12 protein-coding genes are annotated in these 15,688 nt (G+C 73.7%); 7 read left to right on the top strand and 5 right to left on the bottom strand.

Features of this window, described 5'->3' with window-relative positions; translation table 11 throughout:
- Window positions 1-339 precede the first annotated feature (339 nt).
- From AB0G74_RS20235 to AB0G74_RS20210, 6 genes are all read left to right on the top strand, one after another.
- Window positions 340-1,701, top strand: coding sequence for a cytochrome P450 (locus tag AB0G74_RS20235; RefSeq protein WP_361148090.1), 1,362 nt, complete (start codon window positions 340-342; stop codon window positions 1,699-1,701).
- Complete coding sequence (locus tag AB0G74_RS20230; RefSeq protein WP_361148088.1) at window positions 1,698-3,284, top strand: hypothetical protein; 1,587 nt, start codon at window positions 1,698-1,700, stop codon at window positions 3,282-3,284. The genes AB0G74_RS20235 and AB0G74_RS20230 overlap by 4 nt, the downstream gene beginning before the upstream one ends.
- Before the next feature lie 359 nt (window positions 3,285-3,643).
- A complete protein-coding gene (locus AB0G74_RS20225; RefSeq protein WP_361148086.1) occupies window positions 3,644-5,395 on the top strand; it encodes a hypothetical protein in 1,752 nt (583 codons plus the stop codon).
- Window positions 5,376-5,798: a hypothetical protein gene (locus AB0G74_RS20220; RefSeq protein WP_361148084.1), complete on the top strand. Its 423-nt coding sequence runs from the start codon at window positions 5,376-5,378 to the stop codon at window positions 5,796-5,798. Before AB0G74_RS20225 ends, AB0G74_RS20220 begins: the two co-directional genes overlap by 20 nt.
- 1 nt (window position 5,799) lies before the next feature.
- A complete protein-coding gene (locus AB0G74_RS20215) occupies window positions 5,800-6,774 on the top strand; it encodes a hypothetical protein (RefSeq protein ID WP_361148082.1) in 975 nt (324 codons plus the stop codon).
- Between the two features lie 75 nt (window positions 6,775-6,849).
- Window positions 6,850-8,778, top strand: coding sequence for a protein kinase (locus AB0G74_RS20210; RefSeq protein ID WP_361148080.1), 1,929 nt, complete (start codon window positions 6,850-6,852; stop codon window positions 8,776-8,778).
- Window positions 8,779-8,852: 74 nt separating this feature from the next.
- Here AB0G74_RS20210 and AB0G74_RS20205 read toward each other — a convergent pair whose 3' ends face one another.
- Window positions 8,853-10,127, bottom strand: coding sequence for a MerR family transcriptional regulator (locus AB0G74_RS20205; RefSeq protein ID WP_361148078.1), 1,275 nt, complete (start codon window positions 10,125-10,127; stop codon window positions 8,853-8,855).
- A 59-nt stretch (window positions 10,128-10,186) separates the two neighbouring features.
- Complete coding sequence (locus AB0G74_RS20200; RefSeq protein WP_361148076.1) at window positions 10,187-12,016, bottom strand: hypothetical protein; 1,830 nt, start codon at window positions 12,014-12,016, stop codon at window positions 10,187-10,189.
- Window positions 12,017-12,396: 380 nt separating this feature from the next.
- Here AB0G74_RS20200 and AB0G74_RS20195 point away from each other — a divergent pair, with 380 nt between their 5' ends.
- Entirely contained in the window at window positions 12,397-12,813 is a 417-nt protein-coding gene (locus AB0G74_RS20195) for a hypothetical protein (protein ID WP_361148074.1), read from the top strand.
- A gap of 289 nt (window positions 12,814-13,102) precedes the next feature.
- Here the strand turns inward: AB0G74_RS20195 and AB0G74_RS20190 are convergent, their stop codons facing one another.
- From AB0G74_RS20190 to AB0G74_RS20180, 3 genes are all read right to left on the bottom strand, one after another.
- A complete protein-coding gene (locus AB0G74_RS20190) occupies window positions 13,103-13,444 on the bottom strand; it encodes a hypothetical protein (protein ID WP_361148072.1) in 342 nt (113 codons plus the stop codon).
- A gap of 348 nt (window positions 13,445-13,792) precedes the next feature.
- Window positions 13,793-14,743 (bottom strand): SUKH-3 domain-containing protein, encoded by a 951-nt coding sequence (locus AB0G74_RS20185; protein WP_361148070.1) that lies wholly within the window; start codon window positions 14,741-14,743, stop codon window positions 13,793-13,795.
- Window positions 14,740-15,126 (bottom strand): YwqJ-related putative deaminase, encoded by a 387-nt coding sequence (locus AB0G74_RS20180; RefSeq protein ID WP_361148068.1) that lies wholly within the window; start codon window positions 15,124-15,126, stop codon window positions 14,740-14,742. The genes AB0G74_RS20185 and AB0G74_RS20180 overlap by 4 nt, the downstream gene beginning before the upstream one ends.
- Window positions 15,127-15,688: the final 562 nt, after the last annotated feature.

Raw genomic sequence — 15,688 nt, 5'->3', positions numbered from 1 at the left:
GGCCCGACTCCTACCGGAAACAGCCATTCCGGTACGGAAATGCTTTCGAGTGGTCCCTCATATCACTCCGGCGAGTCGGAGTGGCACATGGCACTTCGGATGGACTCGGTGATTCAATCCGTATGCGTACTTTGCGTATCTCGCCCGTACGCCCGCTCGTCCCTGCCGTCACTGCGTCAGGTTGAAAGGCGGTCCGGACGACGGAGTCCGGATCAGCGGCGGGCCAGTGGGCGGCGAACCCGCTCCGGTGCGAGGGCGTAGGTACGCGCGACGAATCCGGCTTTGATCACGACCAGGCGACAGGTATGTCCTGCCGTCCCCGCAGTAAGGGTTCTTCACGTGAGCACGACAATGATCGCGCCCGAGCGTTCCTACCGCCTCGGCCGCGCCCCGGGGGGTCTGCCCGTCCTGGGCAACGCCCTCCAGCTCTTCCGCCAGCCCCTCGACTTCCTGCCAGGACTGCGTCACGAGGGCGATCTGGTCCAGCTGCGCATCGGCCCCGCCACGGCCTATCTCGCCTGCACCCACGACGTGGTCCAGGAAGTACTGCACAACCCCAGGACGTTCGACAAGGGCGGCGAGTTCATCGACACGATGAAGCTGCTCCTCGGCGACGGCGTCGGCACCTGCCCCGCCGCCTCCCACCGGCGGCAGCGCCGCTTCATCCAGCCCGCCTTCCAGCGCGACCGGCTCACCCGCTACGGCAGGGTGATGGAGGACGAGGCCGCCGCGCTCGCCCGCACCTGGCGGCCGGGCGGCCTGGTCGACGCCGGGACCGAGATGAGCCGGCTCACCACCCGGGTCACCGCCCGGATGATGTTCTCCGCCGATATCGCCGCCGACGCCGTCGCCGAGGTGCAACGCTCCTTCCCCATCGTCTGGAAGGGCGTCTACCGGCGGATGATCATCCCCTTCCCGTTGCTGCACGCCCTGCCCACGGTCGCCAACATCCGCTTCGGACAGGCCCTGCGGCGGCTCGACGACGTGATCGCCCGGATGCTCGCCGCCTACCGCGCCGACTCCACCGAACGCGACGACATCCTCACCGTCCTGCTGAACGCCCGCGACGAGCGCACCGGCCTCGGCCTCACCGACGCCGAGATCCGCGACGAACTGATGACCGTACTCGCGGCCGGAGTCGAGACCCCCGCCTCCGGCCTCACCTGGGCGCTCCATCTGCTGGCCGAGAACCCCGACGTGGAGAGCCGGCTGCTGCGCGAGGTCGACCTCGTCCTCGCCGGACGCCCCGCCCGGCTCGAAGACCTCCCCGCCCTGCCGTACACCCAGCGGGTCGTCGCCGAAGCCCTCCGGCTCTACCCGCCGGTCTGGTTCATCACCCGGCGGGCCGTCACCGACACCCGGCTCGCCGGACACCCCGTACCCGCCGGATCCAGCATCCTCTTCAGCCCCTACGCCCTCCACCGCGACCCGGCGGTCTTCGCCGACCCCGAACGCTTCGACCCCGACCGCTGGCTCCCCGAGAACGCCTGCCGACTGCCCCGGAACGCCAATGTCACCTTCGGCGGCGGCAGCCGCAAGTGCCTCGGCGACGTGCTCGCCAACCACGAGGTCACCCTCGCCCTCGCCTCGATCACGGCCGCCTGGCGGCTGCGCCCCCTGCCCGGCCACCGGATCCGGCCGGTGGCCAAGGCCGAACTGACCACCGGTCCGCTGCCGATGACGACGGAGGCCCGCGCATGACCACCACTTCACTCACCGCGACCGGGGGCACCCGCCCCCGGTCCGCGCCGCAGCAGCCGGCCGGGCCCGAGCCGGCCGCGTACCAGCCGGGCGGGTGTCCGGCAGCCCCGCAGCAGTCCGCGCCGCAGCAGCCGGGCCCGTCGCAGGCCGGGGCGCACTCCGGGCCACGGCACTCCGCCTCGTACCAGCCCGGCTCGTACCAGCCCGCTCCGCATCCGGCGGACCCGGTGACCACCCGACGCATGACGGCCGACGCCGACCCGGCCGCCCGCTCGGGCCCCGGGGACGACCCCACCCGCGCCGCCGACCCCGCCACCGGCGCCCTGCTCGAACTGTGGCCCGCGCCCGGCCACCCCCTGCTCACCCTCGAACCCCATGTCTCCCCCTGGCACGACCAGCTGGAGACCGCGGTGATGAACTGGGCCGACTCCTACGATCTGCTCGACAGCCCGGCCGCCCGCGACCGGCTCGCCCGCAGCCATCTCGGTACCCTGATCGCCCGCTCCTACCCCGCCATGGGCCTGCATCGCGCCGAAGCCGTCGCGGGCTGGTTCACCTGGGCGTTCGTCATCGACGACTGTCATGACCGACAGCCCGAGGGGACCATCGACCACGACTCGTCCGCCTTCCGCATCCTGCGACTGCTGACCCCCGACGCCACCCTGCCCGCGACCACAGCCAGCCGGCTCGACGCGATACTGGCCCGGGTCTGGCACGACCTCGCCCGCGACCGGAGCGCGGCCTGGCGAATGCGCTTCACCCTCCATATGACCCATTTCCTCGCCGCTTTCAAATACGAGTCCCTCAACCGCCGCCACCACCACACCCCCGGGCTGCTCGGCTATACCCAGCTCCGCCGCGCCTCCGGCGGGATCACCCCGTCCCTCGATCTGCTGGAGGTGGCGTCCGACCGGGAGATCCCGCCACTGCTGCACGAGTCGGACCAGTTCCAGACCATGTTCAACCGGGCGTCCGACGTGGTCGTCTGGGTCAATGACATCGTGTCCCTGCGCAAGGAACTCGTCGCGGGCGAGACCACCAACGGGGTCCTCGTCCTCGCCCGGGAGCGCGGCTGCGGCCTCCAGGAGGCCATCGACGCCGTCTACCAGCGGGTGGGGCGCTGGGTCGACGAGTTCCGGCAGGCCCGGGAGGAGCTGAGGGTGCTCTCCGGCCAGTGGCTCGGCCTCACCCGCGGCGAGCGGCACGCCGTCGAGTCGTACGCGGACGGCATGGAGGCATGGATGCGCGGCAACCTCGACTGGTCCTTCTGCTCCGACCGCTACCAGCGGGCCGACGGCGTCCGGCTGACCAGCGACACCGATCTGGTCCGGGGCGCCGGGCCCGCGGAACCCGTTCGGCCCGCCGGTCCCGGCGGGGACCACGGCCACGCCCAGAGCCACGGTCACGGCCACGCCCAGGGCGGCGGCCACGGTCATGGCCACGGCCAGAAGCACGGTCACGGGTCCGGCCGGGGCCACGGGTCCGGCCAGGGACACGGCCACCACCATGGTCACGACCACGACCACGGGTACGACCGGGGCTGGTACGAGCCCGCACCCCGTTCCCGCGTCGAGGCGTCCTGACCCGGCGAGGCCACGCCCGGCACCGGACCGGCGCGCCCGGCGAGAACCGCGGCGGCGGGTAGCCGGAGCCGCCCGGCGGGTAGGTCCCTGTCGGAAACGTATCGGTGGATCCCCCGGCCGGGGGATCCACCGGAACGGAGCCGGGCCGTCCGCCCCTTCGACGGGCGGGCGGCCCGGCTCCGGCCGCCGTACGACGGAAAGCGCAGCCACCCGTACCGACAAACGGGCCCCCGGCCCCAGCGGGCCGACGACATCCCCGCAGGTGGGCCGGGTCCGCCCCGCCGAAAGTGTCCAACGGCACCCCTGACGCGTTGTGCATGTCATACGATCCTGCACCTCCACCCAGAACGGAGCCGACTGTGACTCGTATCGCGGTGCCCGGCCCAGCAGGTGCGGAGCCGGGGAAGCGGGGCGGGAGCCGATTACGCGAACCCGTCGCGCCCGAAGCCAGCGACGCCTGCCGCTATCTCTGCACCGGAGTCCATACCGACGACCGCTTCCGCTCCGAGGTCATCGAGGAGTTGAGCGTCCACCAGGAGCGCTTCACAGCGCCCTCCTTCGGGATCGACGCGGCCCGGGTCCTCGCCCACGCCCATCACGCCCGCCGCCGCGAACTCGCCTGGTCCCTCGGCATCCTCGCCCTCTGGGTGGTCGCGATCCCGCTGACCGGCGGCCAGTTCCTCGTACTGATGATCCCCAGTCTGATCCTCGCCCTGATCGCCCGGCTTGACTCCACCGGCCGGAAGACCCCGGCGGCGGGCCGGGCCGTGCTCTCCCTGCTGCGCTGGTCGGCCCGGCTGCTGCTGGCCTATCTGCTGGTACTGCTGCTGGTCCGGGGGATCGGCGGATTCTTCGAGGACGACGATGCCGACAGCTCGGGCGAGTCGGCCGGCGACAGCGGTACGGCGTCGCTGGGCGATCTGTTCTCCTTCTTCGACGCCGGCGCACGCCCCCACGGCTACGCCCTGCTGGCCGTCTTCCTCTACGCGGGCCTGGTCTTCCTGGTCGGAATGCGCCGGGCCCAGGTGGCGCAGCTGCTGACCGGTCCGCTCTCGGCCGCCCGCTTTCCGCAGGCCGCCGACGACCCGGCCGAGCGGTCCGCTTCTCCCGGCCGGCGGCTGCGGCTGGCGGTGATCCGCGAGGAGCAGCACGCGCCGCTGGTCATGTACCACATGGAGAGCCCGTTCCGGGGTGCGGGTGAGGCGTTCCAGCCGTGGACGCTCACCGTGGAACTCCGGCCCCGCAAGGGGCGTGAACCCGATACCCTGGACAATCGCACCGTTATCGAACGGGTCCGGCCGCTGGTCGAGGCATTGACCGTGCCCGCGCCCCATGACTCGCCGGACGCGGCCGACGCGGTACGCGACCGGCTCCGGGAGCTCCGTACCGACGAGGTCGTCTTCCTGCCCGCCGACGGGATCGCCGGCCGGAGGAGCGCGCCCTACGACCCCGAAGCCATCGAGGCCCATCACCGGGCCGCCGTCGAGGAGGGCGGCGAGGCCCGGCGGCACTTCCTGCGGATCCGGGTCGGCGGCTGGCACGAGGACATCGTCGTCACCGTCTTCGTCCGGGTGCACACCCAGGGCGGCATGCTGATGCTGGAGTTCGCGCCGCATGTGCTCCAGCCGGTGCGGTCCGCCTTCCGCGACGCCGAGCGCGACGCCCACCGCTATACGGCGGGCGGGGTGCTCGGCAAGATCGCCTGGGCGGTGGCCCGGACCCCGGCGAGTCTCACCTCAAGTGTGGGGACCGTCTACCGGACGACCGTCGAGAGCTGGGACGGCTACACCGGCGGCTATGCCGAGGCCCTGCCCGAGGGTCCCGCGATCGCCGTCCGTGAACTGGGCGCCGAGGGCGGCGGATCCCTGTTCCAGCAGATGGACGTGGTGCGCTATCTGCGCAGCATCCAGGACCGGGTCACCGAGGGCGTCAAGTACTCCCTGCGGGACGCGGGCTGGCAGACCGAGGAGTTCGAACAGAAGATCATCAATGTCAGCGGAGGCGTCTACATCGACAGCGCCAACAACAGCGCCTTCGGATTCGGCGAGAACAGCACGGCGAAAGTCGCCAACTTCAACAAGGGGGCAGAGCATGGCGACAAGGACGACTGACCACGGCGGGGACCCGGAGCGCGCCGCGGGCGGCGCAGGTGACCCGGTACCGCCCGTCCACATCGGGTCGGCGAACAACAGCGCCTTCGCGTTCGGCACCCACGCCAGGGCGTCCACCGTCAACAACACCACGAGCGGAACCGGCGACCCGGTCCAGCTCGAACTGCTGGAAGCGGTCCGCACCCTCCGCGCCGATCTGGAACGGCTGGTGCCCACCCCGGCGATCGAGGTACTCGACGCCGAACTCGTCGAGGCCGAGGAGGAGATCAGCTCGGCGGGCGCGGCCGGGCCCGCCCGGCTCGAACGGCTGCGGACATCGCTGGCCGCCGCCGGTGAATGGGTCGGCGCCCTCGGCTCCGGGGTCGCCGTGGCCCAACTGGTCACCGCCCTCGTCGGAGGCTGAGATGGCCGGTGAGAGCCACTGGAACCCGGACAGCCAGCGCTGGGAGCCCGGCCCCGAACCGGTGGCGTACCCACGGTACGACGCGGGCGACGGGGCCGGAAACGGCACCAAGGGCGAGGCCGAGGGCGGGGACGGGGGCCCGTCGGGTCTGGTGCCCCCGCCCCCGGAGTTCGCGCCCGGACTCCCGGCGCCGGACACCGAGCTTTCGTTCCGGATCGGCGGCGGGGAGGCCGACGACGGCGAACCCCCCGACCCCGGGCGGCGCGCCCCGGTCGTGGCGATCGTCGCCGCCGCCGTGGCCGCCGTGGGGATCGCGGCCACCCTCTGGTTCACCGTGGGACCCGGTGACGAGGACGGGAAACCGACCGCGGGACCGTCCGCCTCGGCCGCCGCCTCGTCCGGCGAGAGCACCACCGATCCGTCGGCATCGCCTTCGGATTCGGCGAGCGACGATCCGTACTTTCCGTCCGACGAGCCCTCGGCCGATCCGTCCCCGTCCGACAGCGCGTCGACCGGCACCGCCGCCGCCCCCGACGGCTACCGGGTCACCACCGACCCCGAGGGCTTCACCCTCGCCGTGCCCGAGGACTGGTCGCGTACGACGGTCGGCGCGAGCGTCTTCTACACCTCGTCCGACGGCACCGCCCTGGTCCAGATCTTCGAGATCACCGAACCCGGCTACACCCCGGCCGACGCCGTCGACTACGCCAACAAGGACCTGGCCCGCCGGGCCGCCGACTACAAGGAACGCAGCGTCGGCCCGGTCAGCGGCGGCCCGGAGAACCCGTCCGGCGACGCCGCCGAACTCGTCTACGCCTACGACAGCGCCGAGACGGGCGGTGTGCGGGAGTGCGTCGAACGGGTCTTCACGGCCACCGACGACACCATCTACGCCGTACTGACCTGCGCTTCCGCCGAACAGAGCCCCCTGGAGCGGCAACTGCTCGACACCGCCCTGGCACACTTCGAGCCCTGACCGGCGGGCCCGTTCGCGCCGACCGCGGGGCCGGTCCGGTCCGGGCTGTCGGAAGGTTCTCGTATGCTCCCCGCCATGAGCGGCGGACAGGGCGGCGCGAACGGCGCCGCCGACCACGGAACCCATGACAGAACGGGCGGCGGACCGGCCCCAGGCACCGGCGGCGGAAACGGGCCCGGCGGGCCCGGCGGTTCGGCCGCGCCGGGCGCCCGGGTCGTCGACGGCCGGTTCGCCCTGGAGGCCCGGCTCGGCGGCGGCGGAATGGGCACGGTATGGCGCGCCCGCGATCTGCTGCTCGACCGGGCGGTGGCCCTGAAGGAGGTCCGGCCCCCCGATCCGGCGCTCGCCGAGTACGACCCGGACGCCGCCCGCGCGCTACGGGCCCGGGTACTGCGGGAGGCCAGGGCCCTCGCCCGGGTCGACCACCCCAATGTGGTCACCATCCACCACATCGTCGACGGCGGCGACGGCGGTGCCGGGGGCGAGGACACCTATCCCTGGCTGGTGATGGAGCTGGTCACCGGCGGATCGCTGGCGGACCGGCTGGCCCGGGGCACGATGGACCCGGCGGAGGCCGCCCGGCTCGGCCGGGAGGTGCTGGCGGCCCTGGGCGCCGCCCACGCGGCGGGAATCCAGCACCGCGACGTCAAACCCGCCAATGTGCTGCTGCGGCCCGACGGACGCCCGGTCCTCACCGACTTCGGGATCGCCGCCATCCGCGAGTCGACGGTGCTCACCGCTACCGGCTCCATCATCGGCACCCCCGACTACATGGCACCCGAACGCATCACCGGCGAGCGCGGCGGGCCCGCGTCGGACCTGTGGTCGCTGGCGATGATGCTCTACGTCGCCGTGGAGGGCCGCCATCCGCTGCGCCGGGGCACGACGCTGGCGACCCTCGCGGCCGTACTCAACGAGTCCGTACCGCCGCCCGAGCGGGCCGGGCCGCTCACCGGTGTGCTGACGGCCGTGCTGGTGAAGGAGCCGGACGACCGGCCCGACGGGGAAGCCCTCGACCGGATGCTGGCGGAGGTCGCCGGAGGCGGAGGTCCGGCCGCCGGGACCGTTCCGGCGGAGCCCGCCGCGTACGCCGGTACGGAAGGCGCCGCCGGGAACGGGACGGGGCGGCACGGCACCGGGCCGTACGGGACGGGGCCGTACGGGACGGGGGTCGCGACCTCGTATCCGCTCGCCCCGCCGACGCCCGCGCCGGACGCGGGGCCGGAGCCGCCCGGCCGCGCGGCGGAGCCGATATCCACCGGCACCGGCACCGTGCCCGTGTCCGGACCGGGTGCGGCGGACGGCGGAGCGGCCCGGGCCTTTCCCCGGCGGTCCTGGCTGCGGACCCGGCTGGCGGTCGGCGCCGTCGTGCTCAGTGCCGCCGTGACGGCCACCGTGGTGTGGTCCGCCCTGCCCGAGGACGGCGACGGCACGGACGGCCGGCCCGCCGCGACATCCTCCGGGACCGGCTCCCCGGGCTCCTCGGCCCCGGGCAAGGCGACCGGGCGGACGGGCGGTCCGTCCCCGGACCAGGGCTCCGGCGAGAACGCGTCGTCGTATCTCACTCCGGCACGCATCCGTGAGTCCGTCGTGGCGCTCCGCGAGGAACTGGGACACGACCGGGTGTTCGGGATGACCGTCTATTCCCAGTACGTGTTCTTCCGGGTCGCGGTCGGGGGCAGCGAGACCCGCTACGACTCGTACACATATGACGAACGGGGCCTGGGGAAGGGCGTTCTGCGGGGCAGTGAGACCGGCGGCAACCGGCCGGTCTCACTGAGCCGGTTCGACTGGGACGTCGTACCGGGCCTCGTCCGGACGGCGGAGAAGGAGCTGAAGGTGAAGGAGATCACCACCCGCTATCTGGTGGTGAAACCGGCGAACAAGACATTCGGCACCCCTCCCGGCCTGGGCGTCTATCTGATGAACGACTACCGGGAGACGGGATATCTGCTCGCGGACGACCGCGGGAAGGTGCTGTCGAAGTACCCGGCGGGGAGCTGACCACCCCTCGGGACACCGCCGCCCGGCCCCGGCGCGGGTAGCCGTACCCGCTGCCGTGCGGGTGCGGGCCCGGCTCAGTCGTCGTCCGCCGAGCCGGGCAGCCGGACGGGCATCACCAGGGTCGTGAAATCGCCCTGGTCGGCGGAGCGGACCACGACCGGGCCGTCGGCCGCCGAGATCTCCAGCAGTACGTCGGGGCCGACCCCGGCGGCCACCGCGGGCAGCAGGACCTCCGGGTCGAAGGCGACCGCCAGCGGCACGCCCGTGTGCACGGCCGGGACCTCCTGACCGGCCGGGCCGCCGGGCGCGGTCCCTTCCGGTGCCGCGGTTGCGCCGTCGGTACCGCCGGGGACTTCCGCGCCGCCCCCGGGGCCTGAGGTGTCGGCCGGGTGATGGACGAGCAGCAGCCGCTCGCCCTCGGCGCGCAGCACGACGAACCCCTTGGCGTCGCGGTCGGTGAGGGCGGTCCGCAGCGCGTCGCGGTCGGCGATGATCCGGTGCCGTACGGGCGGGAGAGCGGCCAGGACCGCGCGGTAGTCGGGGTACTCGCCGTCCGGGTCCGGACGCAGCGGCAGGACCCGGTCCCCGCCGGAGAGTCCGGTCTTCGGCGAGACCGTGACCGTCGGCAGCCGCAGCGCCCAGGCGGCGATCTCCTTCGCCCGCCCGCCGTCGAGCGTCAGCCGTACGGGCGTGCCGCCGGTGCCGTCGGATCCACCGGTGCCGTCGGGCTCTCCGGTTCCGCTGTACGGCCGCAGGGTGCGGATCGCCATCCGGTAGCGGTCGGTGGCGACGACCCGTAGCTCGGCCCCGGTCAGTTCGAGCAGGATCCGGCCGAGGGCCGGGATCTCCTCGCCCCTGGCCCCGGTGGCGATCGCGGGCGCCACCTGGCGCAGGGCGCCCGCGAACTCGGCGCCGCCGACGGTCGTACGGGCCCCGGCGCCGGGTGCCGCCCCCGGCAGCTCCCGCAGAATGCCGCCGACCGCATCCCGGGCCGCCGCGGCGGTACGGGAGGCCCGCCGGGCATGCTCCTCCAGTACGCTCCGGGCCGCCGCCGGATCGTCGCCGTCCAGGACCACCAGGGCGTCCGTGAGCGGCAGTCCGGCGGACCGCAGCCGGCGGATCAGCACGGCCCGGGACTCCTGCCGGGGCGAGTAGCGCCGATAGCCGGTGGACTCGTCCACGGCCGCGGGACGCAGCACCCCGCAGTCGTCGTAGAACCGCAGGGCGCTGGGCGCCAGGCCCACCCGGCGGCCGAAGGCGCCGATGCTCATCAGTGTTCCGTCGGCGTCCGCGTCCGTGGTCGCGTCGGTGGGGGTGCGGGGGTGTGCCATGGGGCCGTTGTCGGTCATGACGACGATGATGGATCTTCGAGCGGCTGGAAGGTCAAGCCCGGCGGCCGGGCCCGGTGTCAGAGCACGCGGAGGACGACGATCACGGCCGTGCCGATCAGGACGAGCGGCGGGCCGAGGCGGAGGCCGTCGCCGTCGGGGTCGCGTACGGGACGGAGCTCGGGCCGATGCCACAGGGCCCGCAGTTCGTCCGCCGCGCGGCGGGCCGACGACGGGGTGCCCAGGAGTTTCTGGAGCGGCCCGAACGTCACCGGGCCGAGCCGGAGTTCGTCGCCCGTGGTCCGCTCGACGTAGACGCCGTCGTCGGTGTGCCGGATCCCGGCGATCTCGTCCCAGGGGACCTGGTGGACCCGCCAGGCCCCGGCCAGCCGGACACCGGTACGGCCCGCCGAGATCCGCCAGTTGAGCGCGGTCGCCGCGAGCGTGGCGAAGACCGGGAAGGCGAGCAGCGCCAGAAACCAGGAGAGGGACAGCTCCGAGACGAGCCGGGGGACGGAACCCGCCGAGCAGATCAGCAGGAAGAAGCCGCCCACCACCCGGGAGACCGGGTCGGCGGTCCAGATCCGGGGCTCGGCGGGCGGAACGGGTCCGGCGGCCAGCTCCGCCGCGACCTCGGCCACGGGGCGTCCGATGTGCCGGTTGCGGCGGGTCCGCTCCCGGGTGAGGCCCGGGCCGTACGCCGACGGTCCGGCGGCGTACGTCGAGAAGACGCCCGACGCGCCCGTCGCCACCAGGGCCGTATCGGCGCCGGGCAGCGGTACGCCGTACAGGAGGCCCTCGCGGACCTCCCAGGACGGGCCTTCGGTGAGCCGTCGCCCGCCGCTTCCGACGGACTCCAGCCGTCCGGGGCGGAGCAGGAACAGCGGGCGGGCGGCGGCCCGGTCGTCGGCCGCGAAGACCCGGATCCGGCGGCCGTCCCGGTCGGGTCTGACGTGGACCCGCAGGACGGGGAACGCGTCCCGCTGCCGCCGCCGGAACTGCCGCAGACCGGTCAGCCCCTCGGTCAGCAGGGCCAGCCCCGGCAATGCGGTCAGCAGGACCGTCAGCTCCCAGTCGAAGAGGTCGTACGGCTCGGAGACCAGCCGGATCCAGTCGCCGTCCACGACCAGCTCCACCTCGGAACCGACCGGGTAGTGCTCGGGGAAGGCGGTGTCCAGCGCGTACCGGCGGCCGTCGGGGCCCATCGCCGTCAGCCGGCCGAGGTCGTCCGGGTCGGCGTCGGCCGCGGCGACCTCGGCGGTCACCCTGGTTGCCGCCGAGGCCCGCCGCTCGTAGGCGTCGACCTCCTGGGACGACTGCCAGAGCGCGAAGGCCGTGGCGGCGAGCAGTGCGGGGGCGAGCGCCGAGCGCAGCAGTCCGCGCCGGGGGTCGGGGACGTCCGGCGGCAGCGGATGCCGATCCGCCCCCGCGACGGCCTCCACGATGGACCGACGGCGGCGTTCGGCGACGAGCCGGGCCGTCAGCGTCGCCGTCACGAAGGCCGCGGCGGCGACGGCCGGGTACGAGGACGCAGTGTCCGGTTCGATCCGGAGGGGGTGCGGGGCCGGCCGCAGCAGGCCGAGGGCCGCCGTCGTGCTCCAGGCCGTGTATCCGGCGGTCAGTGCCAGGGCGATCCGGGGCGCGCGCACGATCCAGAACGCGGCGAGCAGGGCGAGCGCCAGGGCGGCCAGTTCGTCCCAGAAGATGCCGCAGGGCCGGGCCGCCGTGCAGGGTTCGTCGGGGCTGTTCGCGATGGACCACACCAGGGCCGCGACGAGGACGAGAACCGAGAGCAGGGGATGGGTCCAGGGGCCGGGACCGGCCGCCGACCACCTCCCGGCATCGGCCGAGCGCCATGCGGCGGCGCCCTCGGGTATCTGCTCGGACGGGAGGGGAACGGCGCTGCTCACCTGGGCATTATCCCCTTGGTGGCAGTTGCGCCCCCATGGGGGTGGCGGCTGGCGGGCCGGATGGATTTCGGCCACCGCGCCGCCGTCCCCGGTTCCGCGCGCCCGGTACGGACGAGGCGCCCGGGACACGGGGGACGACGGGCCGGGTAAGGGCCGCCGGGCCGGGGCGCGCGGACCGCCCCTCCGGTCATATCGTAGGGCCGCATTTATTGCGCAGATTCGATTCATCGCATCTGTTTCGAACAACTGCACTTGTATTCCCTTAGAATTCGCCGAGGGAATTCCTTGGCCGAGTTGTCCCTTCATGGCCCTGTTCTTCGGCATGGACTATGGGACCGTCCGGTTGCGGTGGAGACGCCACCGGTCGGACGGGGGATTTCATGAAAATCGGATCAATGCTCGTCGCCGCGGTTCTGGCACTCGGGACCGGACTGACCGCGACCGCCCCCGCGGGCGCAACGGACGCCGTCTCGCCGGACGGCCGTCCCGTGGTGCGGACCGCGGGCGACGGTATCGAGCGCACGTTCACGACCTGGGCGACCAATGTGAACGTCCGCCACAACAACGCCGACTACGCGCGCTGCAACAACTCGCCGTCGGTCGCGAACTGCCCGAACGTCCGGGGCCGGGTCAGCCCGGGCCAGCCGTTCGAGGCGTACTGTCAAAAGCGCGGCAGCCAGACCGTGGGCGGAAACCCGTACTGGGTCTATGTCATCAGGCCCAGTTTCAGCGGCTGGATGGCCAGTTACTACGTCGACTATCCGGACCACGTACTCCCGGACACCCCGTGGTGCTGACCGCCGTCGAATCGCCGTAACGCACTGAACATGCGAAGGCCCCCTCCGCGAGGGGGCCTTTCGTATGACCGGAAGAGCCGTACGGAGAATCCCGCGGGCGCGGTCCGACAGGAATTCCCCGGGCCGGGAACCGGAGGGGCCCGGCGGCATGGCGGAGACCAGGATCGCGCCCGGGGCGCCGGACACGTCCCCCGCGGCGGGTCGCCGGAGCCGCGATCGCGGGCCGGGCGGACCCGGCCCGCGGCTCGCGGCTCACGGCGCGGTGAGGAAGTGCGGCGTACCGCCCGCCTCAGTAGTCCGTACCGACGCTCCAGACCGTCGCCGCCCCGGTGGTCGAGCAGGTCGCCACCGAGTAACCGGCCACTCTCCACACCCCGTAGACGGTGAAGAGCGTGCCGTTGGTCCGGCGGCAGGTGACCCGGACGCGGTAGGCCGACACCGTGCCCAGGTTGGTGCACGAGGTGCGGCCCGTATAGCCGTCGACGTTCTCCGGGGTGCAGCTGATCAGCGGGCGGACGACCGACGCGGGCGACGCCGGGGCGGCCGACGCGGCGGGGGCGCCGACGGCGCCGAGCCCGCCGAGCACCATCGCTCCGGCACCGAGCGCGGACAGGAACTTCCGTGAGGACATGACTCTCCTTCAGTGGATGTGCCTACTGGGTGCGTTCGGGGCCGGCGCGCGGCGCGCGCCATCGGAGCGGGACCGTGGAGGGACGTATCGGAAAGACCGTCCGGCGCGCCGTCCGACCGGCCGGATACGGCCGTTCGACGGTGCGGGAGTCGCGCCGGACGGGGCGTTGGCCGTCCCCCGAACGGCTCAAACCCCGGATGCAGTCAGTGTGCCCAGGGGCGTGCCGAACGTGCCCCCGGCGTATGCCCAAGCGATGGCAATGGTTCGCACCATTGGCGGCGCGGCGGATCAGCAGCCCCTCGCGCGCCGCTACCGGGGCCCGGACGCCCCGGGCCCCGGACGGGTCGTTCAGGCGGAGGCGGGGCCCGCGTACCGGGTCAGATCGTCGGCACAGCCGAGTACGGCGGTACGGGCTCCGCCGACGGACGCGCCCGCGCCCGCCGCGAGCGACAGCTCGACCGCCCCGGGGGCCGCCGCGGCGTGCCCGGTTCGCACCGTGGCCACCACGGACGACCGAGGGGCGCGGCTGTCCCCGGGCGCGGGCACGGTCACCCGCAGTTCGGCCCCGGTCGCCGTGGTGCCCGCCGCGCCGATCAGCTCCGTCATCGCCGCCGTGACCGGCTCCGCGCTCTCGGTCAGGGAGCCGCCGGGCAGCGGTACGCCCCGCCCGTCGATCACGGGTGCCCCGACGCCCCGCAGCGGGGTGACGGTGAGCCGCAGCTCACGGGCGCTGAACACGTCCCGGTGATGGAGTACGTAGACGGCGACCAGCGCCGCGCGGACCGCGTTGAGCAGCGGGGTCACCCCCGGCTCCGACGGCGCGTCCCAGGTCCAGCTGCGGGCGGCCACCCGGTGCGGCGCCCGGCCCTCGGCCAGGGCGATCAGCCCCTCCCGTACGGTCTCGCCGAGCTGCCAGCGGCCCCCGTGGTCGACGGCGAACAGCCGCCCCTCCTCGTCGACCGCGAGCGGCGCGTCGGCGTCGGTCCGGCCGAAGGGGAAGAGCCGCGCGCCGGTGGCCCGGCCGAGCCGGGCGAACGGCCGCAGCGCGTGCCGGGCCGCCACCGGGTCCACCACACAGCCGGTGCCGGCGACGTCGAGGCCCGGTCCGGCCGGGGCCAGCCGCAGCCCGTGGAACTCGCGCAGCGCCCGGTCCGCGGCGGGGAACATCTCCCAGGCCGCCCCGCCGACCACCGGCTCCGCCAGCGTCACCGCCTTCAACGCCGCCAACTGGGCCTCGACGCCGACGTCCCGGCCCTCGAACCATCCGGCGGCGGCCAGGCTCTCCGCACCGGCGGTCATGCGACGACGTCGATACCGAGCCGGTCCAGCAGCGCCCCGCAGGAGCGGCAGACCGGGGCCGGGGTACCGTGCTCGGGATCGCCTTCGGCCCGGATCTTGCGGGCGACCAGCGCCGCGCCCGCGAAGTGCGGGGCCGCCTCGGCGAGGGTGGTCGTACCACCGTCGGTCCGGGCCTGGTCGAGGCCCCACAACTGGTCGGAGACCAGCGCCGTTTCGGCGCAGTAGCCGATGAAGGGCTCGCGCAGCTCGACGGGCAGGGCGTCGAAGAACTCCCGGACGGCCGGGTGCAGCCGGGGCTCCCCGTCGCCGACCAGGTTCGTCTGGCTGAAGATCTTTCCGCCGACCAGCAGGGACGCCGCGACTCCGGGGACGAGATCAGACACGAGGGCCTCCCGGGTACGGGGCCGGGCCCGCGCGGTGGCCGGTCGTGCCTGTGCCGTCGCCGATGGCGGCGACGGCCGGGAGGAGTCCCCGGCCCGGCCCGCCGGCCGTTCTCGAAATGGGCATCTGCCGCTCTCGCTCCTTGTCCGGCGCCGTTCGCGCACCCGTGGGAACCGTGTACCCCATGGCGCAGCAACCCCCGCTCCCCGTACGGGACCCCCCACGGCCCCCGTGGCCACATCGTGCCACGATCCCGGGGAACAGGTGTACGCGGTCGGCACCGGTCGGCGCGCCGCCGGGCCCGGGGCGGCGGTGGACGGGCCGCGGTGTCGGCGGCCGTTCCGAGAGGGGCCTCCACGGACCGGTTCGCCGGGCCGGGCGCCGCCCGGGCGGTCGGACCGGGTGATCGGACCGGGCACGCCGAGCACCCCGGTGGGGAGCCGGGAGCCGGGCTGCGTAGAGACTCATCACGGAATCAACGACTTTCCGCCGGAAAAGCGGGTTATCCGATGAGAAGACGGTTGATATCTTTAGGCTGACCGCCATGACCGACCGTCAGCCCGG

This window comes from Streptomyces sp. NPDC020875 (assembly GCF_040641415.1).
Taxonomy (GTDB): domain Bacteria; phylum Actinomycetota; class Actinomycetes; order Streptomycetales; family Streptomycetaceae; genus Streptomyces.
The sequence above is the reverse complement of the archived record's forward strand: the minus strand, read 5'-3'. Positions and strand labels throughout refer to the sequence as shown.

Coding starts and splice junctions, on each gene's coding strand:
- AB0G74_RS20205 (WP_361148078.1), bottom strand. CDS start 10,127: ATGACCGACAACGGCCCCATGGCACACCCCCGCACCCCCACCGACGCG.
- AB0G74_RS20185 (WP_361148070.1), bottom strand. CDS start 14,743: ATGACCGCCGGTGCGGAGAGCCTGGCCGCCGCCGGATGGTTCGAGGGC.
- AB0G74_RS20195 (WP_361148074.1), top strand. CDS start 12,397: ATGAAAATCGGATCAATGCTCGTCGCCGCGGTTCTGGCACTCGGGACC.
- AB0G74_RS20210 (WP_361148080.1), top strand. CDS start 6,850: ATGAGCGGCGGACAGGGCGGCGCGAACGGCGCCGCCGACCACGGAACC.
- AB0G74_RS20190 (WP_361148072.1), bottom strand. CDS start 13,444: ATGTCCTCACGGAAGTTCCTGTCCGCGCTCGGTGCCGGAGCGATGGTG.
- AB0G74_RS20215 (WP_361148082.1), top strand. CDS start 5,800: ATGGCCGGTGAGAGCCACTGGAACCCGGACAGCCAGCGCTGGGAGCCC.
- AB0G74_RS20230 (WP_361148088.1), top strand. CDS start 1,698: ATGACCACCACTTCACTCACCGCGACCGGGGGCACCCGCCCCCGGTCC.
- AB0G74_RS20220 (WP_361148084.1), top strand. CDS start 5,376: ATGGCGACAAGGACGACTGACCACGGCGGGGACCCGGAGCGCGCCGCG.